General features: G+C 56.5%; 28 protein-coding genes and 2 pseudogenes. 29 read left to right on the top strand and 1 reads right to left on the bottom strand.

The genetic code is table 11. From position 1 onward, the window contains the following. The first annotated feature begins 93 nt into the window (after positions 1 to 93). From ACVLVH_RS23235 to ACVLVH_RS23340, 22 genes and pseudogenes are all read left to right on the top strand, one after another. Positions 94 to 1,002 (top strand): LysR family transcriptional regulator, encoded by a 909-nt coding sequence (locus tag ACVLVH_RS23235; protein ID WP_498950245.1) that lies wholly within the window; start codon positions 94 to 96, stop codon positions 1,000 to 1,002. A gap of 731 nt (positions 1,003 to 1,733) precedes the next feature. Next, on the top strand, positions 1,734 to 1,982 hold the full coding sequence (locus ACVLVH_RS23240; protein WP_498950246.1) for a hypothetical protein: 249 nt from the start codon (positions 1,734 to 1,736) through the stop codon (positions 1,980 to 1,982). A gap of 323 nt (positions 1,983 to 2,305) precedes the next feature. Next, entirely contained in the window at positions 2,306 to 2,950 is a 645-nt protein-coding gene (locus ACVLVH_RS23245; protein ID WP_280173346.1) for a DNA methyltransferase, read from the top strand. A gap of 13 nt (positions 2,951 to 2,963) precedes the next feature. Then, a complete protein-coding gene (locus ACVLVH_RS23250) occupies positions 2,964 to 3,197 on the top strand; it encodes a hypothetical protein (protein WP_222235264.1) in 234 nt (77 codons plus the stop codon). Between the two features lie 456 nt (positions 3,198 to 3,653). Further along, positions 3,654 to 4,088: an antirestriction protein gene (locus ACVLVH_RS23255; protein WP_498950248.1), complete on the top strand. Its 435-nt coding sequence runs from the start codon at positions 3,654 to 3,656 to the stop codon at positions 4,086 to 4,088. A 43-nt stretch (positions 4,089 to 4,131) separates the two neighbouring features. After that, entirely contained in the window at positions 4,132 to 4,509 is a 378-nt protein-coding gene (locus ACVLVH_RS23260; protein WP_498950250.1) for a DUF1380 family protein, read from the top strand. 212 nt (positions 4,510 to 4,721) lie between these two features. Further along, positions 4,722 to 4,913 carry a hypothetical protein gene (locus ACVLVH_RS23265; protein ID WP_498950251.1) on the top strand — a complete coding sequence of 64 codons (192 nt, stop codon included), beginning with the start codon at positions 4,722 to 4,724 and terminating at the stop codon, positions 4,911 to 4,913. Positions 4,914 to 5,766: 853 nt separating this feature from the next. Next, positions 5,767 to 6,315 carry a JAB domain-containing protein gene (locus ACVLVH_RS23270; protein WP_498950253.1) on the top strand — a complete coding sequence of 183 codons (549 nt, stop codon included), beginning with the start codon at positions 5,767 to 5,769 and terminating at the stop codon, positions 6,313 to 6,315. A 51-nt stretch (positions 6,316 to 6,366) separates the two neighbouring features. Then, complete coding sequence (locus tag ACVLVH_RS23275; protein WP_498950254.1) at positions 6,367 to 7,740, top strand: IS4 family transposase; 1,374 nt, start codon at positions 6,367 to 6,369, stop codon at positions 7,738 to 7,740. Continuing rightward, positions 7,670 to 7,903 (top strand): JAB domain-containing protein, encoded by a 234-nt coding sequence (locus ACVLVH_RS23280; protein WP_498950255.1) that lies wholly within the window; start codon positions 7,670 to 7,672, stop codon positions 7,901 to 7,903. Before ACVLVH_RS23275 ends, ACVLVH_RS23280 begins: the two co-directional genes overlap by 71 nt. A 96-nt stretch (positions 7,904 to 7,999) precedes the next feature. After that, the gene (locus ACVLVH_RS23285; RefSeq protein WP_498950257.1) at positions 8,000 to 8,446 is read left to right on the top strand and encodes a conjugation system SOS inhibitor PsiB family protein; all 447 of its coding nucleotides are present in this window, start codon (positions 8,000 to 8,002) and stop codon (positions 8,444 to 8,446) included. Then, positions 8,443 to 9,195: a plasmid SOS inhibition protein A gene (locus ACVLVH_RS23290; RefSeq protein ID WP_498950259.1), complete on the top strand. Its 753-nt coding sequence runs from the start codon at positions 8,443 to 8,445 to the stop codon at positions 9,193 to 9,195. Before ACVLVH_RS23285 ends, ACVLVH_RS23290 begins: the two co-directional genes overlap by 4 nt. Positions 9,196 to 9,248: 53 nt before the next feature. Beyond that, on the top strand, positions 9,249 to 9,593 hold the full coding sequence (locus ACVLVH_RS23295) for a toxin (RefSeq protein WP_094111544.1): 345 nt from the start codon (positions 9,249 to 9,251) through the stop codon (positions 9,591 to 9,593). Continuing rightward, entirely contained in the window at positions 9,586 to 9,900 is a 315-nt protein-coding gene (locus ACVLVH_RS23300; protein ID WP_058776656.1) for a helix-turn-helix domain-containing protein, read from the top strand. The genes ACVLVH_RS23295 and ACVLVH_RS23300 overlap by 8 nt, the downstream gene beginning before the upstream one ends. A gap of 78 nt (positions 9,901 to 9,978) precedes the next feature. Beyond that, entirely contained in the window at positions 9,979 to 10,377 is a 399-nt protein-coding gene (locus tag ACVLVH_RS23305) for a hypothetical protein (RefSeq protein ID WP_498950261.1), read from the top strand. 673 nt (positions 10,378 to 11,050) lie between these two features. Continuing rightward, a complete protein-coding gene (locus ACVLVH_RS23310; RefSeq protein ID WP_498950262.1) occupies positions 11,051 to 12,733 on the top strand; it encodes a DUF4942 domain-containing protein in 1,683 nt (560 codons plus the stop codon). A gap of 973 nt (positions 12,734 to 13,706) precedes the next feature. After that, positions 13,707 to 13,955, top strand: a pseudogene (locus ACVLVH_RS23315) (DUF905 family protein); the annotation flags it as partial. A gap of 375 nt (positions 13,956 to 14,330) precedes the next feature. After that, complete coding sequence (locus ACVLVH_RS23320) at positions 14,331 to 14,480, top strand: succinate dehydrogenase flavoprotein subunit (RefSeq protein ID WP_222213955.1); 150 nt, start codon at positions 14,331 to 14,333, stop codon at positions 14,478 to 14,480. Continuing rightward, positions 14,477 to 15,049 (top strand): hypothetical protein, encoded by a 573-nt coding sequence (locus ACVLVH_RS23325; RefSeq protein WP_498950264.1) that lies wholly within the window; start codon positions 14,477 to 14,479, stop codon positions 15,047 to 15,049. The genes ACVLVH_RS23320 and ACVLVH_RS23325 overlap by 4 nt, the downstream gene beginning before the upstream one ends. A gap of 89 nt (positions 15,050 to 15,138) precedes the next feature. Continuing rightward, entirely contained in the window at positions 15,139 to 15,495 is a 357-nt protein-coding gene (locus tag ACVLVH_RS23330; RefSeq protein WP_498950266.1) for a hypothetical protein, read from the top strand. After that, complete coding sequence (locus tag ACVLVH_RS23335; protein WP_498950268.1) at positions 15,492 to 15,908, top strand: hypothetical protein; 417 nt, start codon at positions 15,492 to 15,494, stop codon at positions 15,906 to 15,908. Before ACVLVH_RS23330 ends, ACVLVH_RS23335 begins: the two co-directional genes overlap by 4 nt. Positions 15,909 to 16,018: 110 nt before the next feature. Continuing rightward, positions 16,019 to 16,366: a DUF5983 family protein gene (locus ACVLVH_RS23340; protein WP_498950269.1), complete on the top strand. Its 348-nt coding sequence runs from the start codon at positions 16,019 to 16,021 to the stop codon at positions 16,364 to 16,366. Positions 16,367 to 16,407: 41 nt separating this feature from the next. Here the strand turns inward: ACVLVH_RS23340 and ACVLVH_RS23345 are convergent, their stop codons facing one another. Beyond that, complete coding sequence (locus ACVLVH_RS23345) at positions 16,408 to 16,731, bottom strand: hypothetical protein (RefSeq protein ID WP_498950270.1); 324 nt, start codon at positions 16,729 to 16,731, stop codon at positions 16,408 to 16,410. Positions 16,732 to 16,972: 241 nt separating this feature from the next. On the opposite strand from ACVLVH_RS23345, the gene mobA reads away from it, so the two are divergent. The 7 genes and pseudogenes from mobA to ACVLVH_RS23380 form a co-directional block, all read left to right on the top strand. Further along, entirely contained in the window at positions 16,973 to 17,314 is a 342-nt protein-coding gene (gene mobA / locus ACVLVH_RS23350; RefSeq protein ID WP_498950271.1) for a plasmid mobilization protein MobA, read from the top strand. Beyond that, a complete protein-coding gene (gene traI / locus ACVLVH_RS23355; RefSeq protein ID WP_498950272.1) occupies positions 17,314 to 19,278 on the top strand; it encodes a TraI/MobA(P) family conjugative relaxase in 1,965 nt (654 codons plus the stop codon). Before mobA ends, traI begins: the two co-directional genes overlap by 1 nt. A 110-nt stretch (positions 19,279 to 19,388) precedes the next feature. After that, the gene (locus tag ACVLVH_RS23360; protein ID WP_498950273.1) at positions 19,389 to 19,916 is read left to right on the top strand and encodes a hypothetical protein; all 528 of its coding nucleotides are present in this window, start codon (positions 19,389 to 19,391) and stop codon (positions 19,914 to 19,916) included. Positions 19,917 to 20,143: 227 nt separating this feature from the next. Further along, on the top strand, positions 20,144 to 20,350 hold the full coding sequence (locus ACVLVH_RS23365; RefSeq protein WP_498950274.1) for a TraY domain-containing protein: 207 nt from the start codon (positions 20,144 to 20,146) through the stop codon (positions 20,348 to 20,350). A 601-nt stretch (positions 20,351 to 20,951) separates the two neighbouring features. Next, positions 20,952 to 21,374, top strand: coding sequence for an HNH endonuclease (locus ACVLVH_RS23370; RefSeq protein ID WP_498950275.1), 423 nt, complete (start codon positions 20,952 to 20,954; stop codon positions 21,372 to 21,374). A gap of 118 nt (positions 21,375 to 21,492) precedes the next feature. Next, the gene (locus ACVLVH_RS23375) at positions 21,493 to 22,101 is read left to right on the top strand and encodes a hypothetical protein (protein ID WP_498950276.1); all 609 of its coding nucleotides are present in this window, start codon (positions 21,493 to 21,495) and stop codon (positions 22,099 to 22,101) included. 327 nt (positions 22,102 to 22,428) lie between these two features. Further along, positions 22,429 to 22,789: pseudogene (locus ACVLVH_RS23380) on the top strand (TcpQ domain-containing protein); the annotation flags it as partial.

The following is a 22,789-nucleotide window of genomic DNA, read 5'->3' on the forward strand; positions in this document are numbered from 1 at the left end:
GTTTTGTAATAATCCCAGTATGAAGTTTTGCGCGGCTTTATCATCGGCACTGCTTTATATAAATAATTTGCATAATCAGGTTTTGGTGAAAAAATGGATATAAATCAGTTGCGTTGCTTTGCAGTGTTGGGTGATGAGCTTCACTTTGGCCGGGCAGCCCGAAAACTTGAAATGATGCCTGCGTCACTCAGCCGTTTCATAAAATTGCTGGAGGAGGAGCTGGGGATAAGGTTACTGAATCGATCGACCAGAAATGTTTCGCTGACGCCTGAAGGGGCAGCGTTTTTGAATGAGGCCAAAGCCGTGATTGCTGATTTCGATGCGCTGCGGCTGCGGTTCCGTAAAACGGCATTATTGCAGAAAAGGACGCTGCGGATAGGTGCTATTGACAGCGCTGCCAGAGGGTTACTGCCGGAATTAATTCATCTTTTCGTCAGGCAGTTTCCTGATGCGGATATCCATATTACTGAAGATAAGACGCACAGCCTTATCCCCCGACTCCTCTCCGGATGGCTGGATGTGATCTTTGTACGTCCGCCTGAACATGTTGACGTTACGCTGACAACGCGATTTATCACTAATGAAACCTGCGTGCTCGCCGTTCATGCCCATCACCGGCTGGTGAGTCATAGTGAAGTCAGTATCGATGATTTTCGTAATGAGCCGGTAATCGTGCCCGAAAGGCGCACCCGGCCTCACAGTCACGATCTGACGATGAACGTTTTCAAAGCAGGCGGCTGCGTTCCCGTTATCGCGCAGTATGCCGAAGAGAAACAGACCATCCTGAGTTTTGTAGCCGCCGGTCTGGGTATCGCTCTGGTCCCTTCATCCTATAAGAATATGAATGCTGACGGCGTGAAATACCTCGCTCTCTCGCCGATGAAGAATGTGGACGGGCTTCCGCTGAGTGCGATGTGGCATCAGGGAAATAATAATATTTATGTTAACGCTCTGCTGGATATGCTTTCTGACAACATTGAAAAGCTTACTTATAATCTGTGACTGATTAAAGAACGGTGGAGACTGACTATCCATTTTCCCTGTGCATCCGTGCTGAAAAAAGCGCCAGGTCGGGGTGGGATTTCATGCGGCTTTTTGATTAGCGAAAGAAGGGAAAGCATTAAAAAGAATCAGGGCGCATAAATTTATGAAATATAAAATACCACGAAACTCTCACCGCTCTGCCACCGGTTTATTAGCACCCCAAAATCTCAATAAAGTCCGATCATGCATTTAATGGACAAGTTCGAAGTTTCCCAGAGCCATCCTAAACTTCCGCTTTTGGCACACTGCTGCCGTTCAGATCGGGCTTCGTCATGAGATGTGAGCTATAAGCCAATTTTAGTTGGCGATGGCCAAGTAATTTGCAAACGGTCGCCAAGTAAAATGCAAATGGGTAGTCAAGTCAGATGCAATCACGCATCCGCTTCACGCCCTGAGACATTCGACAAGCTGTTTATGGCTTCAGTAAGGGCACCTGATTGCTCCCTTAAAAAGTGCATGCAACCTCCCTCCCTGCCGTCGGGCGGCGCCGTGACTTCACCTTAGCCGGACCGCTTCGCCCGCAAGGCAGGCTTCGCCTCGTAACTCACCCGTTCCCCGCCGGCCGCGGGACATTCAGTCCGCTTCGGCGGCGCGTGCGGCTTCGTCCCTCGACCCTGCGTACTGCGCACTGGCCCGGCTGTCGTGACGTCACGGCGCTGATGCCGTGCAACCTGTAAACCGGAGTGACCATGAATCAACCTCTTACCACTGGCCATCTGGCCGAACAGCTGCAGCGCTTTGCGCCAGATACGCCCTGCGTGGTGCACCTGTGGGTGGCCGATGACTTCGACGATGTGGCGCCGGAACTTACGCCCGGGGAGGTGCTGGCCACGATCGCGCTGGCCGACGCCACGCTCGATGCCGACGTCAGTCTCAGTTGGTATTTCCTGCGACACTGCGCCGACACCATTCTTGCCGCAAGGGAGGAACGCTGCTGAAGGGAGCCGCCCCCGGGCGGCCTTTCCCGTGCTGACGCACTTAATAAGGCTGTCGCTGCGCTCCGCATTATGGCCGTCTCCTCTGCTGCGCGCCGGCAACGGCGGGCATAAAGTCCCGTGCCCTCACGGTAGCCGGGCGGCCTCGCAAACAAGGGAAGCTGCGCCGACATCCTCACCCGTTCCCCGCCGTGCGCGGGACATTCAGTCCGCTCCGGCGGCGCGTGCGGCTTCCGGTGTCGCCCTTGTTTGCTCTGCTGTTCGCCCGTCTGTGTGGAGGTCACGGCACCACTACCGGTGCCCCCTTCATACACAGGAGCATCACTATGTCTCGATTCATGCACGGCGACAGCGTACAGGTTATGGGTGGCTTTCCGGACAAGAGCATTGATTTCATCCTCACCGATCCGCCGTACCTGGTCGGCTTTAAGGATCGTTCCGGCCGCTCGATAGCGAACGATGTAAACAGCGAGTGGGTGCTGCCGGCAAGCCAGCAGATGTACCGGGTGCTCAAAGACGACAGCCTGGCGGTGAGCTTCTACGGCTGGAACCGCGTGGACATTTTTATGCAGGCGTGGAAGGCCGCGGGTTTTCGCGTCGTCGGCCACCTGGTCTTTACCAAACCCTACGCCTCTAAGTCGGCGTTCGTCGGCTACCAGCACGAGAGCGCGTACCTTCTGGCCAAAGGCCGCCCGCGGCTGCCGGCAAAGCCGCTTCCTGACGTCATGCCCTGGCAGTACACCGGCAACCGCCATCATCCGACTGAAAAACCGGTCAGCGTGCTGCGGCCGCTGATTGAAACCTTCACCCAGCCCGGCGCGATCGTACTGGACCCGTTTGCAGGCAGCGGTTCAACCTGCGTTGCCGCTCAGGAGTGCGGCCGCCGCTGGATTGGCATCGAGCTCCTGGAGGAGTACCACGCCGCCGGCCTGCGCCGCCTTTACGCACATCGCGCCGCGCGCGCGGCATAACGGAGACCGATAAATGCTTAATCTGACAGAACAACACGCGGCCGATCGTCTGGCTGACGACGTGGCCGATATCGACGAGACCCTGACCGAGCTGTTCCTGCGGATCCACGCGATGCGCCAGCGCTGGCCGCGGGACAGCGACGCCCCCGCGGTGCGGCTGACGCTGCTGGCAATTGACGATATCTGCGATTCCCTGAGGGATGCAGGCCGCCGCGCAGAGCAGCTGCGGGGTTGTCTGCGCAGGTGACGGGATTCTGCGGGGCGGTTAAAAAACAACCGCCCCCGGATATTCCCCCCGTTGCCTGGCCTGCACAAATGTATCCACAGGGTTCCGGGGCGGATATGCACCCCGGATGTGGACAAGACAAAAAGGATGTCGCGAGCTCCGCCGTTTATGCACGCCGGCGGCGTGCGGGAATAAACGTCCGTGCGGTCTGCGGCCAGTGCCGTGCCTTCACTTTAGCCCGACGGCGGCGTGTTCAAGAGCCGCAGGCTCTCCTCCTCCCCCGTTCGCACTCACTCCTGCGCGCTTACTCCCGTCGCGTCTCCGCTCATGCTTCGCGTCGCCGCCGTGCGTAATCACGCCTCCGTTCGCTTGCGCTGCGGCCTCGTCGTCGCTCTTGATCACGCCGCTGTCCGTCGGGCTGTCATTCAGGCACGGCACAGGCCGGGACTGTATCCCCTTTACCTGCGGAGGTTTCTGATGAACACAGCACTGCACGCGCCCCTGGCGGCGCGTTTTCTGGACGGCTTCGTAAAGCTGCGCTTTCTGCCTTCTCTGTTTGGCGATGATTTTATGCGCGCCGAAAACAACGTCTATCTGTACGCCGCGCGCTATCTGACGAACTACAACGGCGGTGAGTGGACTTTTGTTCACCTGGAACAGGGCGGTGGATACATGATCCCGCCGGATGGCACCTGGCGGTTTGAGAATCCCGAAAACTGGTCTGTGGCAGAGGTCTCCGCTGACGCGGCGGGGATCATCATCACCGCGCTGGTTCTCAACCACCGCAGCTGGATGTATGACCGCCACGACGAGGAGGAGCTGTGTGCGCTGTTTTGCCGCCGCCACCGCCAGCTGATGGTCTGGGCAGAAACTCATCCCGAAGCTGCCGCCATTTTTCGCGCGCTTGACTGAACGCTAACAGGGGCGGCAGAGCCGCCCACAAGGAGATAACACGATGCACGGTAACGTAAATGAAATCTGCGCCTGGCTGCTGGAGACCTTTCAGCCGGGCACTCCGTTCACCATCCTGGTATGGACGGAGGAGGACGTTCAGGATTCTACGGATTCAATGGCACTGACGGAGGAGGAGGCGCACGCGGTGCTGGGTGAGATCGGCGAGCTTGATGATCACCGGCGCTACGGGATAGGCCGGGACACCGTGCGTGAGCTGGCGTGCCAGGTTCGCCGCGACCGGAAGGCAGCGCGGAACGTCACCCTGCCGGCCGCAAGCCTGAAGGTACTGCTGGAGCTGGCCGGAAAGGCTGGCGAAACGGGCGAAGGTACGGACGCTGAAGAGGCTATCCATCAGGCACAGGAGGCCATGCGCGGGTAACATGCCGGGCTGTCAGATGAAGGCCGTTTTTTCATCTGACAGCATACCCGTCTGAACGCACCTGAAACCCATTGCCGCCTTCGGCGGCAGGCAGCTGAGATGGCGCCTTCGGCGCCCGCCCGCATGCCGGCAAAACAGAAATAAATAAGCTGCTTGATTTTAATAATTCTGTCCGGCAGGATGCGCACCTGAAATTAATCAGGAGATGCGTAATGCAAAATGCGAAATTATCTATGGTGAAGAAAGAAAAGCCATATATTGAATTTAAAGGTATGACATTTAGTATCGATGATTTTATGAAGATGTATGAGGAAGGACGCCCTGTAAAGCAGGAGCTTTTATCCGGAGATACACTGGTAACCTGGATGGATGGAGAGGAAATTTTTTACGATATTCTGAAGTAAAGAGTATTTTGGTCTTGGCTTGTTTTTAAATTGCTGATATTGATTGTTTTTTTGATTCCTGAGGTTTTTTTCTCACATGTACAGCCCTTGCAGGGCTCTATATGACTTAATTTTTCGGACGTATTATTAATGGCCATTTTCGTGTTCAAGATAATTAATAATAAATGCATCGTGTACAGTCGAGGGTTTAGGGGTTTTTTCTGAGTATCATCAAGTTTTTCCCTTTTTCTTTCCCTTTCCCTTTCCTTTTCGCCTCCCCCTTTTAAGACTCATTTTAATTAGCAGAGTTTGTAAGGTCATCTGAGTTTATTTCTTTATTTATTGCCCTTCTTGAGGAAATAGAACGACTTCAGTGGGCCCCCTTCGGCTCCCCGGCAAGCCGGGTCGTCGAGCCCTATGTCGCTAAGCGGCGAGCCGCTAAGCGCCACCGAACCCCTGCGGGTTTCGGCCGCAGGCGGTTTCGGTCTGATGTCCAGGTTCAACAGCTGCTGCCGGCTTCGCCGTCGCTTTCACCGTCCCGGCAAACCCCGCCGGGCCTTTAAGGCCAGCCCGCATGGCGGCCTGAAACGTCCCTTCTGACGCTTCCCTGCATTCCGTCCTGGTCTTTCGCAGAGGGCTTTTCGTAGCACCGCCGGTTCGTTCAAAAAGGGGTGAAATGCACTCCGTCAAAAACTTTTTGCGGAAGGGCCACAAAAACTTTTTGCCTCCGCCCCTTTATGCCCTCTCTTCGTCGTTGCTACTCGGCCCTCGCCGCGAAAGGCCAGACCGGGAAGAAGAAACCCGCGTCAGAGAAGGTCTTTTCGGGTTCGCAGCGCGAGCTGCACCTACTCAGCCGGATTTAAGGAGCCATGCCATGCAAAACACACTCGCCAGCGTTACCCCTGATTCAACCGCCGACCGTGCGCCGGTTGAAATGATGCCCTGCCATAACGCGCAAAACCCTGAAGACACCTCACCTCAAGCCCCCGGCCCTCGTCTGGAAAGCGTCAGTGATAACGTCCGGTTTTTCACCCGCCTTCAGATTCGTGATGCCCAGGGAAATTACGTGATGGCCACGGAGAGCCAGATCCTGGAGGAAGCCGCGCGCGCTATCGATCATCGCTACCCTACCGGGACCTTTTTTGCTTCACCAGAGGTCTCTGAAGCGTTTTTCAGAGCAAAACTTGCCGGTCGCGAGCGTGAAATTTTTGCAGTCGCTTTTCTGAATAACCAGCATCAGCTGCTTGCCTATGAAGAGATGTTTCAGGGGTCTGTTTCAAGCGTAGAGGTTCATCCCCGGGAGGTGGTGTACAGGGCGCTGCAGCTGAACGCGGCGGCAGTTGTGGTGAGCCACAATCACCCCTCGTTTAACAACTGTCTCTTATACACAAATCCCTGGCATACCTGCCGGGGATTTTTTTGAACTTTCCCGGCCTCTGACGATCTTCCTTGCTATTACTTTTCGGGTTTTAGTATGGTGCTTTCCGATTGCTATTCATGGGCTGACGGCGTTTTCGGCCGTGCCGAACTGGGCGATATCCGCCGCACCCGCCGTCTCGTCACCCTGGCCACTTCGCTGGCTCAACATGCCGGACTTTCTATCGTGAAATCTTCCCATTCTGCAGCCGAAGTTGAGGGCGCTTACCGCCTGATGCGGAACCCCGAAGTCCTGCCCGAGGCCATTGCGCAAGCCGGATTCACTGCGACGGCTAAGGCCGCTCAGGCCTGCCCGCTGCTTCTCGCGCTGGAGGACACCACCACCATTACCTTCACCCATTCCACCGCGCGCGAGGAGCTCGGCAACACCTCGACCAGCCCGCATTCCCGCGGCCTGCTGGCCCATTCGGTGCTGCTTTTTGCGCCCGATACCGCCCGCATCATCGGCCTGATTGACCAGCAGCGCTGGAGCCGGGACGCTTCCGGTTATGGAAAAAAACATCAGCGCAGGCAGCGGCCGTATGAAGAAAAAGAGAGCTTCAAATGGCAGCAGGCCTCGCAGCTGATGGCACAGCGTCTCGGGGACGTTCAGTCCCGCGTTATCTCGGTCTGCGACCGGGAAGCCGACATCGGGCAGTACCTGGATTACAAAATCAGCCACGGACAGCGCTTTGTGGTCCGGGCGGCACAAAATCGCCGTATTGAAGGCAGCACCGACCGGCTGTTCGAACTCCCCGAAACGCTGACGCAGGCGGGAAGCCACGTGCTTAACGTGGTTCAGAAAGGCGGTCGCGCCGCGCGGGAGGTGCAGATGTTCGTCAGCTACAGTCCGGTGCAGATTAAGCACTCCGACGGGTCAGGCAGGCTGCTGCCGGTGACCTATATCTGCTGTCGCGAAGAGGCGGAAAACGGTGCGTGCTGGCACCTTCTGACGTCAGAGAAGGTGGAAAATACGGCGCAGGCACGTCAGATAATCAGCTATTACGAGCGTCGCTGGCTGATAGAGGAATATCACAAGGCATGGAAAAGCGGCGGCACGCGGGTGGAAGAATCGCGTATGCAGACGCGTGATAACCTGGAGCGAATGGTGGTGGTGCTGGCGTTCATCACGGTACGAGTGATGGCGCTACGTCAGGGCGGCCTTACTGAGAAAACGCTGAATGCGTCGTGTGAACAGGTTCTGAGCCCGGTGGAATGGAAGCTACTGTGGGTAAAACAGGAGGGCAAAGCGCTGCCTGACAGGCCGCCGAATCTGAAATGGGCCTACCTTGCGCTGGCGAAAATGGGACGATGGCACGACAGCAAACGTACGGGGCGCGCGGGCTGGGTGGTAATGTGGGATGGCTGGTTCAGACTACAGAATATCGTTGAAGGCTACCAACTGGCGAAGTCTCTTGATCAGGAGATCTGATCAAGAGACAGCGTTTAACAAAGAGCCATCCCGGGCAGACATTGCGATAACCGGACGCTTGCAAAAGGTCCTTGAGCTGGTCGCTGTGCGGTTCATTGACCATATCATTGTGGCAGGAAACGAGACTGTTTCACTGGCTGAGCGGGGACAACTCAACGGGTAAACCGTTGCAACCAGGCTGGCAGGGTTGCCCCTGCCAGCCCCTCTTCCGGCCCGATACCCGGGCCGGATCCATGCCCCTGAGACAGAGCTGAATCCCATGACTCAAGAAGAAAAATTTACGCTTAACACCCTGCAGGCTTTCACCGCCTGCGATTTTGAAGCCTACCGCGATCGGGGCGAAACATTCCGCCAGCGCCTGACCGGGGCCGTTCTTAATGCGCTACAGCTGCCGGACTGCTGGCGCACTGACTGCGAGATGCGCGGCGAGTGGGGCGGGGCGTACCCGGTTCACCTGCGGCTGACCCACGCCGATGCGGCTGGACTCGCCGTCGAGCTTGTGAGTCCGTCTGCGAATTCGCCGCTGTGGAGTGTGGTGCTTAACGACCTCCGCGCCCCTTCCAGTGTACGGCTGTGCGTCAGCTACCGGTTTGAACCTGCGATGATGTCCGCCACGCTCAAAAAAATCACAGAGTACACGCGGGCGGGCTTCACCGGTGCCGGTGAGCTGGTCGCCGCGCTTCGGATGGGAGGGCACGCCGCATGATCCCGAGATCACACGCACTGGTCACCCTGCTGCCTGAACGTCAGGCAGCGCTGCAGGCAATTGCGGCGGTTGAGCACGCGCAGCAGCGGGGGACGCGGCTGGCCCGCCATCCCTGGGCCGCCGCGTTTATGAAGCAGCTGAGCGGCAGGAGCCGCGTCAGTGTCCAGACACTGAACCGCATACGGGGCATTTATCTGCGCCCGCGCGAAAAACGTGCGCCGCTGCCGGAGTGGGAAGGTGCGCTGGATATTTTCCTCAGCACGGCGGGCGAGATTTGCCCGCTGCCGCTGCCGGGCGAGCTGGCAGCGGTCCTGTTTCCGGAGGCCGCTTTTCGCCGCGCGGAGCGCGCAAAACACGCCGCTATGAAGACCGTAAGCCATGCGGGGCGGCGCGAGAGGCAGGCAGAGGACTACCGGGAGCGCCAGCTGGAGAACCGCATCAGGCAGGCTGAAACAGAGCTCGCCTTCCGTACGCCGGAAACGCTGCGCGGCTGGTTTTCCGCCTGGTGTGACGACGTCCCGGAAAACGACCTGAAGAACATGATCGCCGCGTGGGCGAGGCGCTTTCCGTCACTGAACGGGCTGGAAACCCTGCAGCCATATGCCGGAGACGTTGCCTGTGAGGTGGCGGGCGAAATACATCTGCGGGCCCTCCATATGAATCCTGACCAGCAGGAGATGAACCGCTGGCTCATTCCTAACAAGCTGGCGGCAATATCTGAACCGGTTTTCATCAGGGATAATCGTTGAATCGTCCCCAACTAAGGGATATGCTATCCCTTAGTTGGGGACAGGGAAAAACCATGCACGCGACATTTATAGAGCTTTCCAGCTTTCAGAAATACCGGGCTGACTACCTGAACGACGATCAGTTCAGGCTGTTTCAGAACATGTTGCTGGCTGACCCCGAAAAGGGCGACGTGATCCCGGATACGGGTGGCCTGCGTAAAGTCCGGTTCAGGGACGAGCGCCGGAACAAAGGCACACGAGGCGGGATCAGGGTTATCTATTACTGGACGAACGAAAAAGGCCAGTTCATCCTGTTTACCATCTACGATAAGGATCAACGCGACGATCTGACCAAACAGCAGCGCGACGCCCTGGCGGAGGCGCTGAACGTGATTAAAAAGGGGCTGAGACATGACTGAACGCGACATTTTCAGTGAGCTGATGACGGGCATGCAGGAGCTGAAAGATCACCAGGACGGGAAAATCACGCTCAAGACTTACAAGGTCAGCAAGCGCGCACCCGTCACCATCGAGCCGCAGGAGCTGCGCGACGTGCGCGAAAAACTTAACCTGTCACAGGCGGTTTTCGCACACTATCTGCATACGGGCGAGACCACCTATCAGAACTGGGAGCAGGGCAGAGCTAAGCCTAACGCTCAGGCCGTCCTGCTGATCCGCATGGTTCAGCAGAACCCGGACACGCTGCGGACGCTCGCGCAGCTGTAACGCGGATCCATACGATATTCCCGGCATCTGCATAAGACGATATCGGCGCTGCCTGACCGCGCGGCGCGAGAGGAGACGATGATGAGTTTTTTAATGCTGGGTTCCCTGCTAAGCCTGGGTTATGCGCTGGCTTTTCAGTTCCTGGCGCCGGGCGAGGCAGGCAGCCTGACATACTGGTGCGGCTACGCGATGTGCTTCGTGCTGGCGCGCCTGCTGGCCTCAAAGCACCCGCAGCCAGCGGGTGACTGGTTAGTGATGAAACTTCTTGCGATGACCGTTCCTGCAGGGGGCGTATTTCTGTGCGCCTGGGGCGGTATGAACCTGCTGGCTGACCCGGCGGCGGGCGGACAGGAAGGCGCTGACATCATGCTGTACTCTGCATCCCACGGGCTGCTGCTGCCGCTTTTTTCCATGATAATGGGTGCGGCCATTGTGGCGGTTTCGCTGTACCGCATAAGATCGCGCGCGCAGGGATAACATTCGCGGCTATGCCGGTAAAAACCTGTGCTGACGCACCGGCTTTCTTCCGTCGCATGCGCTTACTCATATGAGACAGACGTCGCTCTGTCCTGCTCTCTTTATTCCTGCTGTTGTGCTTCTGCCATTTCTCTCCTGAAATAATACACACCCGCACGTTACGGGCCATGGCCCCCTTCGGCTCCCCGGCAAGCCGGGTCGTCGAGCCCCACTCCGCTAACCGGCAAAGCCGGCAAGCTCCGCCGGACCGCAAAGGACCGCGTTCCGGGCCTGACGGCTAGGGTCTGATGGCAAAGGTCAACGGCAGCTGCCGGCTTCGCCGTCGCGTTCACCGTCCCGGCGAACCCCGCCGGGCCTTTAAGGCCAGCCCGCAGGGCGGTCTGAAACGTCCCCTCTGACGCTCCTCTGCTTTCCGGCCAGCCCTTGCGCGGAGGGCTGGTCGTAGCACCGCCGGTTCAGGCAGAAAGGGGTGAAATGCACGCCGACAGAAACTTTTCGCCAGGGGCCGCAAAAACTTTCTGTCGTCGCCCCTTTATGCCCTCTCTTCGTCGTTGCTCCTTTGCCCTTTGCCGCGAAAGGCCAGACCGGGAAGAAGAAACCCGCGTCAGAGAAGGTCTTTTTCGGGTCCGCAGCGCGAGCTGCACTTACTCAGCCGGATTTAAGGAGCCATGCCATGCAAAACACACTCGCCAGCGTTACCCCTGATTCTACCGCCGACCGTGCGCCGCTTACTGCCACCGGGGAAGTAGTTTCAGATACTTTTTTTGCGCCCGTTGAGACCGATCTGATTGATGGTTTGCTGGGACGTTATCAGCATACGCGCGCGATTATCGGGGAAATTGCCCGCGCAGTGACCAGCCACGAAAACACGCCAGCGGTGGCGCATTTTATCAGCGGCAACCTGAGCGGCCGCCGGGGTGGTTATGGTTTCTCCGTAGGGGATGTGTTTAACGTCACGGGGGCTGTTGCATCACTGAATGCGGCGTACTGGCAGGATGCGTTAAACCTGACGGACGTGTATGAGTACATGCCCAACGATCGCCGCAATGAGTGGAACGAGCAGATCCGCGAAATGAAAGCGCCTGATTTTGAGGAAGCAACCGTGCGATCAACGCTCTCCGAGCTGTTATTTTCCCGTGAGAAATTTTTCTCCGAGCGCGTGGACGGCTTCTTTCGCAATCTGTCTGGTGAGCACGTCACCAACCGCCCGGAAGGGTTCGGCAAACGCATGATCATGGCACGCGTCTATGACGAGTGGGGCGGCAATAACTATCAGCGCACCGGTTACATCGATGACCTGCGCCAGGTGATCGCCAAATTCATGGGGCGTGATCCAACCAGCTACCGCACCACCGACAAAATTTTGCAGATTGCCCGCAGCCGTGCCGGTGAATGGCTCACACTCGATGGCGGTGCGCTGCGCGTCAAAGCCTTCCTGAAAGGAACCGCGCATCTTGAAATTCACCCGGACATGGCCTGGCGACTTAATGACATTCTGGCCTTCCTGCACCCGGCGGCCATTCCGGCGGAGCATCGCCAGAAGCCGCGCACGAAGGTGAAAAGTTTTGCACTGCAATCAAACCTCCTGCCGTTCTCCGTGCTGGCCGAACTGAGCGAGCTGGAGATCGAGCGCACAACGCCGTTTCAGGCTAACCGCTGGGACGAACCGCGCCAACCCATTACGACAAACCCGTTTAACCGTCGCTTTAAGGGCTACCGGGAAGGAGACAAGGCCGCGCGCGCCGAAGCGGAAAAAGTGCTGATGAGTCTCGGAGGCGTAAAAATGAATATCAATGCGCTCACCTGGTTCGAGTTTGACTACGACCCGACAACGGCGATTCAGGATATTCAGTTAAGCGGTGCGCTGCCGGATCAGAAAACACACCAGTTTTACCCGACCACGTCCGAGCTCGCCGCGCAGCTGCTTGATGAGGCCGACATCCGCGAGGGTGAAACCTGCCTGGAGCCGAGCGCGGGCATGGGCGGCCTTGCTGACCTGATGCCGCAGGCGCAGACCACCTGCGTAGAGATTTCCCCGCTGCACTGCCGCGTACTGGAGGCCAAAGGCCACCACGTGATCGAAACCGATTTTCTGGCGTGGTCGCAGGAGACGCCGCAGCGCTTTGACGTGGTGGTGATGAATCCCCCCTACAGCGAGGGGCGTGCGGTGGCGCACCTGAACGCAGCGGCGGCGCTGGTGAAGGAGGGCGGCCGACTGGCAGCGATTCTGCCTGCGGGCAGCAACCGCAAAGATCTGCTGCCGGGCTGGGACTGCAGCTGGTCCGCACCGATGGAAGGCATGTTTGCGGGAACCGGGGTTAGCGTCGTGCGCCTGATGGCCTACAGGCCGGAGTAACTTTCCCGCCAGGCTGGCAGGGAAGCCCTGCCAGATGTAGCACCGGCCCGATTCCTGGGCCGGTTTTGTGATCCCGACACAAGGCCAGACTTCATGAACCGTGAAAAGACATTTTACGCACACACCCCCTCGAGGTTTCACCGGCTGCGATTATGCAGCCTGAAAAAATCGCAAAGTACACGCGGTCGGGCTTCCCGGGTTCCGGATGCATCGTTGCCGCGCTGCCGATGAGTGGCGCGCTGCATGCTCCCGAACGTTCCGGCTCCTGTGCAAACCGCAGAAAAATCTACAGTACGCCCTGCGGGCCGGGAAAAGCCGGTGCTGTCGCACCGGCCGTGGCCGTCCTGCTCTGTTTGTCCATTATGCGAATATCTGTATCAGGCCGGGTAACTACCCGAACAGTGGTCTGTTCACGCCATCGTTAAAATCTTATTAACAGCAACAGCAACAGCAACAGCAACAGCAACAGCGTGGGCCCCCTTCGGCTCCCCGGCAAGCCGGGTCGTCGAGCCCTACGTCGCTAAGCGGCAAGCCGCCAAGCGCCGCCGAACCCCTGCGGGTTTCGTCCGCAAGCGGTTTCGGTCTGATGTCCAGGTTCAACGGCTGCTGCCGGCTACGCCGTCGCTTTCACCGTCCCGGCGAACCCCCGCCGGGCCTTTAAGGCCAGCCCGCGTAGCGGTCTGAAACGTCCCTTCTGACGCTCCTCTGCTTTCCGGCCAGCCCTTGCGCGGAGGGCTGGTCGTAGCACCGCCGGTTCAGGCAGAAAGGGGTGAAATGCACGCCGCCAAAAACTTTTCGCCAGGGGCCGCAAAAACTTTTTGTCGTCGCCCCTTTATGCCTTCTCTTCGTCGTTGCTCCTTTGCCCTTTGCCGCGAAAGGCCAGACCGGAAAGAAGAAACCCGGCGTCAGAGAAGGGCTTTTCGGGCACCGCGCGGCGGTCAGCCGGATCATTAATTTCAGACAGGAGCACATCATGACTTCAACCCAGAACGGCACCACCACTGAAATGCGCTGCGTAGCGGCGCTGGGTGACGGCGCATTTACGCGCGAACAGGCTGCAAACGTCGCTGCTGCCTTCAGTAACGTTTTCATTGAAGACGATCAGGGCAGTCATTTCCGTCTGGTCGTGCGTGAGCCGTCGGGCGCTCTTATCTGGAGGGCTTTCAGCTTTGAACATGATGCGGGCTACTGGCTGCGCAAGTACATCAACAGCCGCGGCGTGCCTCAGTCCCTGGATGAGCAACTGACAGCACTGACCGATCTGAATGACGTCGCGATGACGCTGGGGCAGCGCCGGAGCTCCATGGCTCACATTCTGGAAAATCTGGCCAGTGCCGTGGTGCAGCGCGTGCCAGCGGATTCGGTTGTGCTTCCGGCAGATGTTTCGGAAGCCTGGGGTGAAGCAGGGCGCATCGCGCTGGCGCATTTCGGGCTTCAGGGTGAAAAAGCGTTTTTCGCTGCCAGCCAGTGGCTGACCGCTGAGCTGGAGCAGGGCAGCAACGTACAGGCGTAAAAAAAGCAGGGTAGCCCCTGCTTCATTACGGCGGCCAGTTGGAGCTGGCTGCCTCATCAAAGACCAGACCCTTAGGAGAGTAATATGATTTTTGACCCGCAAATCGTCGCACACGCGCTGAGTTTTGTAAATGCCCTGCGCAGTGGCCAACTGGCGCACGTTCCCGCGATGCCCTTTGCCCTGTGGCAGCAGTTTATGACGACCGTAAACAACCTGATGGAGGCGCAGCCATGAGCATCGCAACGCCCCTGAATTTACCTTACGCGCTGGCACCCGTGACGCAGAACGACATCCTCCGCGTGCTGGGTGAATACACCTTTATCCGCCTGGACAACGGCGACGAAGCCTTTTTCCATCACGGCAACTGGATCGCAGGTGCTGACGCCGCGAGTCGTGAACCTTCCGTTCTGGGGCTGGCGCAGAGTATGGCGCGCGCAGGCTGCAAGTCACTTCGCTGCATCGAGCTGCCGTTGCCTGATGATGCGGAGTGGAGCTGGGACGACGTTGTGACGCAGCTGGTGCGAGCATCATTTACGCGTCAGGTGCGCGGCGAACTGGTCGTGACGACAAGCAACAATACCCGTCACGGGCGCGGGGTCCATGTCTGCTGCGATCCGCTGCTGAGCGGGATCAATAACAACCTCTGGTTTCCGCTGAACCCGGCGGAGGACTGGCACGCTGGCGTCGAACGCGTGCTGACCATGAACGGCGTGGCTGAGAACGTGGTGCGGCTGGAGCCGCTGCGGGACGGCCCGGAATACACCGATTTTAAGGTGATTTATAACCGAAAAATCTGCGCCTGATTCGCAGAGAGGCCGGAGAATTACCGGCCTCATGACGTTGTTTTCCCCATTCTCAACCCGTCGGCTATACCGTCACAGAGGTGTTTAACATGAATTCTGAAAACATGACCACCCTGACCGCTTCACTTTCTGAAGAAGCGTTCACCATCCTTGAATTGCAGGCTCTGTCACAGCGGGCTGAGGCTGCTGAAGAAGTTAACGACAATGCACGCCGCGTCAGCCTGGCGGCATCCGCACTGTTACGTTTTGCGGAGCAGACTGGGATCGGCGACAGCACTGAACCGGCAGAAACCGCTGTCACTGACCTTCTGACCGATATCATGCACTTGTGTGCGCACTGCTGGCCGGATGATGACTCAATCTCTTTCGACAGCGCGCTGGAAACCGCCCGGATGGACTTCGCTGCGGAATCCGATGAACATTCAGATTGGGACTGCGAAAAATGAAAATGACCGTCTCTGATATTACCGAAGCTATGCACACCTCACATGAAGGATATGCCGAGCTGGTTGCAGATTCTGTTTCCTTCAGCCTTGGCCGTCCTCTGACTCATGAGGAACATGATCAGATATATCACATCACCGAATGCGCAATTTCCGAAGCAGTTAAGAAGCTGGAAACCAGCGAACCTGAGGCGGATCAAGTGTTCACACTGGAGCAGTTCAGCGATCTGGCTGACTACCTCTACCGTTGCGGCCAGTTCTGCGGACCGGGCGGTATTCAGGGGCAGGATTTCCAGTCTCTGACTGTCATTGACGAACCCACCGACGAACCGGAAGGCCGTAAAATTTACATCCGGGATGGCTATCCAATTGCGGTGTATGACTTTGATACTGGCTACACCGTTCTGCGTACCTGAGTCCACAAACTTACTTCACCCTGAGTAGGCAATAGCAAGCCTGCTTAGTGCGTGAGTTCGATACGAAATTTTCCAGTACACCGGGGACCGCTATTCAGGCGGAATACACAATGACTTCACCAGAAAACACTTTAGTTAAGAAAAATGATCCCGAAATATGTCGCTGTGCCGTTATCAGCAATGCCCATATGACGCGGGAGGATTCTGACATTCTGGATTCACTTTCGCGTCACATCAGCGGTGAAGATGGAGGATATAACTGGATACATCCGACGACATATGGATTTCTGATTCGTATGTCTGCAAGGTCCGATGCGATAGCACAACTCATGAGTAAAGGAATCTCCGATGACTTCAGTCACGTTGTCACTTATCTGACTGAACAATGTCAGGTTGCGATGATTCACTTCGATGCAGATGCGGAAATACTGGAAGGGTTTTCTGTGCACAACTGGTAAAAAAAATCCGGCAGATGATCGTGTTCCCTGCCGGAATTGATTCATGATGCAGGCTGGATTTCCTGCTGATTGTTTTTTTCCTTTGCCGCGTCAGTCTTACGAGGCTGGCGTTTTTTCTTTCCATTCCCCTCGTTTATCACTGCGGAAATTGCTTTCTCACTGAAGCGGAATTCCATAGAATCCAGCGCCGATTTGATATCCGCCACGGTATAGCCTTTCTCTTTCGCCAGCATCAGAATGGTGTCTTTCAAATTTTCCAGTGCTGCTTCGCGGGTGATACGCTGCGGCGTCAAATCTGGAAGATTTTCCAGCTTCTCACGCGCCTCATCCAGCTGCTTCTGAGTGAAAACATTACGTACCGCCATGTCATTTTTCCTTCTAAATGGTAAAGACCCGATTTTGCTGGATTTTTACCACCTTTTCCACCCCCATCACCCCACATGACGCCGGTTTACTTCTGACCAGCTAAGTGGCAAAATACGAAAAGTTGATTAAAAGACGGGACAGGAAATGTTTTGTCATTACCGCCTGCACGCAGACAGTAACGCCAAAACGACCTGCTCAGGGCTCCGCCCCGAGACCCGGGTAATGTGCCAAGGTTGAGTTATGTCGAAAAGTGAAAAGCGTCAGAAGAACACACTTATCCAGCTTCGTTGTACGGAAGCTGAGGCAGATGCCATCAAAAAGAAGGCCGTCGCCGCCGGGCTGACGACTTCTGAGTATCTGCGCCGTACGGCACTTAACCGCCGCATTACTGTGCGTACTGACATTCGCATGATGAACGAGCTGCTGCGTCTGGGCGGCCTGCAGAAACACCTGTACACCCAGATGCAGACGAACATGACAACCGAACTGAGCCACCAGTTTTCCGAGGTGCTGACCAGCATCAAGCACGCCATTAACGCGCTGGACATGACGCCGGTACCGGTCGAGGACATGAAAGACTGATGAACGTGATCATCCCGCCAAAGCGTCGCGATAAGAAGACCAGCTTCAAGAAGCTGGTCAGCTACGTGAGCACGCGCGAGGAAAAGAAACCGGGCGAAGCCGTGACGCATGAAGCGGTCAACACCAGAGGTGCTGAGTACGTCGCCACGCCGGGCTTTGGTCAGCTGGTTGATTACGTCGGACGTAAGCGCACAACACCTTCTACCGAAATCGTCAGCATTTCACCCGAGGGCATTCAGCGCGTGCTTTCCGGTGAAGTGCTGTGTGAAACCAACTGCTTCTCACTGGATACCGCTGCGTCAGAAATGAATCTGACGGCCTCGCAGAATCGTCACTGCAAAGACGCGGTGTATCACTTCATTCTGTCCTGGCAGGGCGACGAAGACCCGTCACCCGATGCGGTATTCCGCTCCGTGCGTTACAGCCTCAAACAGCTGGGCATGGAAGACCACCAGTACGTGGCCGCTATTCACCGCGACACGGACAACATCCACTGTCACGTGTCGGCTAACCGCGTTCATCCCTCGACGTTCCGCGCGCAGAACATGTGGAACGACGCCGACGAATTGCAGAAGTGCTGCCGCGTACTGGAGCGCGAACTCGGGTTTAAAGTCGATAATGGCAGCTGGCATATGGATGCGTATGGTGACCTTCACCGTACCCGTCGTAATATGCCATCGGCTCCGCGCGGAGCGGCTAAGCGTGAAATCTTTTCAGATAAAGAAAGCCTGCACGGCTATGCCGTACGCGAAACGCGTCAGATGCTGAATGACTTTGCAGAGCAGGATTGCCTGGACTGGCCGCTGGTTCATAACGTGCTTTACACGCGCGGCCTTGGTCTTCGCGAACAGCAGGGTGGACTCGCAGTTTACGATCTGATGAATCCTGAAGGCGTCAGCGTGAAAGCGTCTGACCTGCATCCTGCTATCAGCCATACAGCTATGGTTAAACGCTGGGGTGATTATCAACCGGCACCTCCTGCATCCGATCCTGACAATCATGAAGCAGGGATACTCGTTGTTGATAAATTCTATATGCCTCAGCTGCACGTTCGCGACCAGGAAGCTCGTCGTGAACGTCGCGAAGCCCGTGCGATAGCGCGTGACATTCTGCGTGCCCGTTATGATGCTTATCGTAACGGGTGGGAAAAACCTGACCTGCGCGCAGGTGAGCGGTTCCGTCAGATTGCGGCGCACTGCGTGGTGGCCAAAGCTCACGTCCGGGACACCGTCAGAGACCCGCTGATGCGCAAGCTGATGTACCGCGTTGCCGAGTTTGAAAAGATGAAGGCCATGGCCGAACTGCGCCTGCAGCTGCGTGAGGAACGTCAGACTCTCAAAGAGACCGGAGAAGGCCGTCCACTGAACTGGAAGTCATGGGTTGAACGTGAAGCGGTGAAGGGCGACGTTGCTGCGCTCAGCCAGATGCGTGGCTGGGCTTACCGTGAGAAACGCAATGCGAAACAGCGTGGAGCTCAAAATCATTCCCCTGACGCCGTTGTCTGCTTTGGCCCGGGTGACGATGCTCCGCTTCTTCGTAACCCGACACATGATGTCAGGCTCAGCAAAGACGGATGCGTGGAATACCAGCGTAACGGAATAACCGAGGTTGCTGATTACGGTGACAGGGTAGAAGTGTATCCGCGAAATGAAGCCGATCAGGAAACCTGGTGGCTTGCCGCTGCAGTCACCGCACGCCGTTCAGGCGATAATGCAGTGATCAATGGTGAGCAAACATCGGTGACCCGCCTGCTGGATAGCGGCGCTGTACTGAATGCTAATAATGCAGTGCACCGGTTCAGCGTGGGCAATAAATCCCAGCAGGATCGAATTGACACCACCGAGGCGTGGTTCCGTGAAAAGTACCGCAACAATGTTACTGAGATGGAAGCAGTGCCTCGTTACGATTCAAATGAGCCGGAAAATAAACCTGCTCGTGACATTAGAGATTTACCACGACCATGAGGAAATTAACCGAAGAGCCATAAGCCAAACGTGAGTATTTAATCGCTGATTGCACAGGCTCGTACCCCTGTACAACCAGCTAACCATAACAACCTAGAAGGGAGGCTGCCATGGCTGCCGTGGATCCTATTGTATATGCACAATTGTGCAAGCCTTTTCCTGTCTTAACGGAAAGGCAGGTAACAAATTTATGTTTTTATGCGTTGGGGACAGTTCACCAGGATGCATCTTTGTTGCTCGGTCTAGCGCCTTCAACAATAAAAAAATCTCTCGAAAGCTCTCAAAAGAATGTTGGGCTTGAGTCTGTACAGGATTTTAAGCCGGTGTTCTGGGCACGGATCGCCATAAAGCAAATATGTAAAAACAACGGCCTAGAATTTTATCCACTTTTAAATCTTGATGGCCTCAACATCCTCAAAAAAATTTCTTACGTCATTCCTGAATTGAAATCAGATAGATTTGATTTCGCTGTTCTTTACACGCTGGGTTTTTCTGCTTCGGTTTTAGCCAGTAGTCTCTCTATAGACTTGATGGTCGTCGAAGAAACGCTCGGATCTGTAATGCATATTTTCAATATCCCCACTTTAGGGCTTTTGAGGCATTACATAGCCAGTAGACTCTTAGTAGATTTGTGTTAAGTAATTCTAATGTCTCGATTTAGGCATTCATTAAAAAAAAGCGCATTTTTTTGCGCTTTTTTTTTAAAGGCGCTAATGGTTAACTGTCTGATATATCTGAATTTTATTGAATGTTCGCATACTGTATATTTATCCACTATCTATGTGGATAGTTTTCAAATTAGGACCAATCCTATTTAATGGCGCTCACTTACTTAAAGCTTACAAATCACATACACGGAGTTGACATGGCAGCCCCTAAAAACCACAAAGGCATCGCAATCATGCTGTACATGTCTACGGAACTGAACGAAAAGCTTTCCGCTTCGGCCAAGAATTCCGGCCGTTCGAAAGTCACGGAAGCGATGTTCCGTTTAGAAGACCACCTTAACTTATTCGAATCAATTGCCACACCAGGGCAACGCTTTCCTGCCGGAACGGGCAGTAAAGACTAATAGATTATCTGAGCCGGCTCATCAATTGCCGGCACTCATTTCTGATGAATTATGCGCATTCGCGCAGGGCTTCTTTTTGCCCAAAAACGGCCTCAGCTCTTTAACAACGTGCCCGAAACCCTGATCTCAAGGTCCTCTCTTGCCGGCAAGCTTTAACGATGCGCGGAAGACGTCCGGAGGCTATGTCATGGCCAGAATCACATCAGGGGAACCCGCAGAAATACGGGGCAGGTAATAAGAGACTGAGGCATGCATTTCAGGTCGCTTATTTCGCTGACGGGCACCGCGCAAAGTCGGAATTGTGGAGCGTAACCGTTATACCCCTACGTACAAATTCGATGTATCCAGTTCGACCGGTGCATTTACTGCATCAGGCCCCGGCGCGATCCGCCGGACACAACCTGTATCTGGAGAAGATTAGCCCTGCACTTTCGTGCGGTCGTGAACGGGCATCCCTGACGGTTTCAATTCGCAAAACGCACAGTGACACAGAGCATTCTGTGCCGGCCCACTCTTGCGAGTGGGTCTGCCCGGATAGTCTTTTAATCGTTTCATTTAAACGGATGCCCGGGGACGCGGGCGCATTTCATGGGGTGAAATCATGCATCTTTCAAAATCAAAACGCGAAGCGCTACGGCGGCAGTTTAACGGCTGCTGCGCTTACTGTGGTGAGATGTTGCCCGCACAGGGCTGGCACGCAGAAGCTATCAGTAAAGAGTTCGTTGAGGGGGGAATTGTTCCCGTCTGCACCACCTGTCGGACGATCAAAGGAAATTGCACTCCTGACGAGTTCAGGGCGCTGCTCGCAGAGCAGGTCGACAGAGCGCTGCGCCACAGCGTGAATTTCCGTACGGCGATGCGCTTCGGCCTGGTGAGCCCGCGGGCTGAACGGGTTGAATTCTGGTATCAGCGCTGTGACGGCATTCGCCCCCAGAAGTCTGATAAAGCTCAGGATGAAACAGGTAGTAGCTCTCTGAGAGACCGGCGTCTGAAGCTAAATGAAGGCGCCGGAAATAATTTATGAAACGCTCTGTGTTCCTGCGTGCATCCCTCCGGCGTGCGCTTCGTCCCAGCCGGTCAGGACCTCCCGTCCCGCAGCCGGGCCCTTCTCACAAAAGGGCGGCCTCTGAAGGAATAAAATCATGAATAAGACACTTCTCCGTTGCGCCGGTCTGGCGCTGGCGCTCGTTTCTCCACTTGTCATGACATCCTGCCTTCCCCACGAAAAAAACGTGGCGCCGCAGGCTTATCCCGCTGGCGAATGTCAGAACTGCAGTGCATTCAGCGTCAGCGTCTGGCACGTCAGCGCGGGTGATCGCGGGCTAAAGGACATTCTGCAGCCTGTCCGCTACAGTACACCCGAGTCGCTGAGTTCTGATAACACTGAAGTCATCACCTCTTCAGCAGCAGATGCCATCCGGCAGCGTCTGGAGCATGACAAGCTTGCCGTCTTTGTCGCGAATCTCAGGGGAGTTACTGCGTCCGGAGACAGCCTGCCATTGAGCGTTGACAACGCCTCAGGTGCTTACTCAGCCGTGCTGACGGCGGGTCCTCAGACACGAAAACTCCCGTCACGCGTGGTGAACTTCAGCCTGTCAGACAGCGCGTCCTCTCCCGGCAGTCGCACTTCCGGGGACAAATCGCAGGTTAACGGGCGGGTTCTGCTCAGAGACGGCGATACCGTTGTGTCGGTGCACGCCGTACGTGACGGCTGGCTTGTGTGGCTTATTGGCGCAACGTTCTCCGCCTGACGTCTGCCCGGCGTGTCCGGGCCATTTCTTTCCCTGCAACGAAAAGCGCACTCACCCTGACCGGTCAGTGCGCTTTTCGTTGTGGCGGACCTGCGGCCAGCGCACGCGGTCAGACTGACATCGTCTTATTACTCATTAATGCGATGCTACAAGTCTAAGTCATGCCGCTCTGGCGTCTGTCAGTCTGGCCAGAGCACCGGGAGGCACCCGGCGCCGCAACACCCCTTCTGACCGGCAGGTTTCGCCTGCCTTCCCGCACGGTTTTTGCCGGTCCGGCTCCGGCCGCCGCAGAGACGGTGCAGCCCTGAGTTATCCGGAGTTCTCTCTATGTCATTTACTGAACGGGCAGGGCTGATACCGGTCCTGTTTCTCACTGGCTGCGCGCAGCAGGCGGTCATCACCGGGCCGCCCTCGGGCAGCGTGGTTGACGGCATCCTGTCGCGCAGCGCGGCCGACATCAGCGCCATGCAGTACCGGCTTCACCAGAGCACGCCTTCCGCGCAGCGTCCGGCTTCACCGTCGGGCACGAAAGCTCCCGCGCCGCTGCTGTCGAAACCTGCTGTCGCGGCGGGCGGGGCCCCTGTCTTCAGAGGCACCGCAGCGCCATCGTCCACGGCGGGCGCCGGGCCTTCCGACGGCTTCGTGCGTCAGGGGGGCGCGGCGCCAACGCTTCGTGCAGCCCTGCGCA

This window comes from Kluyvera sp. 1366 (assembly GCF_054823405.1).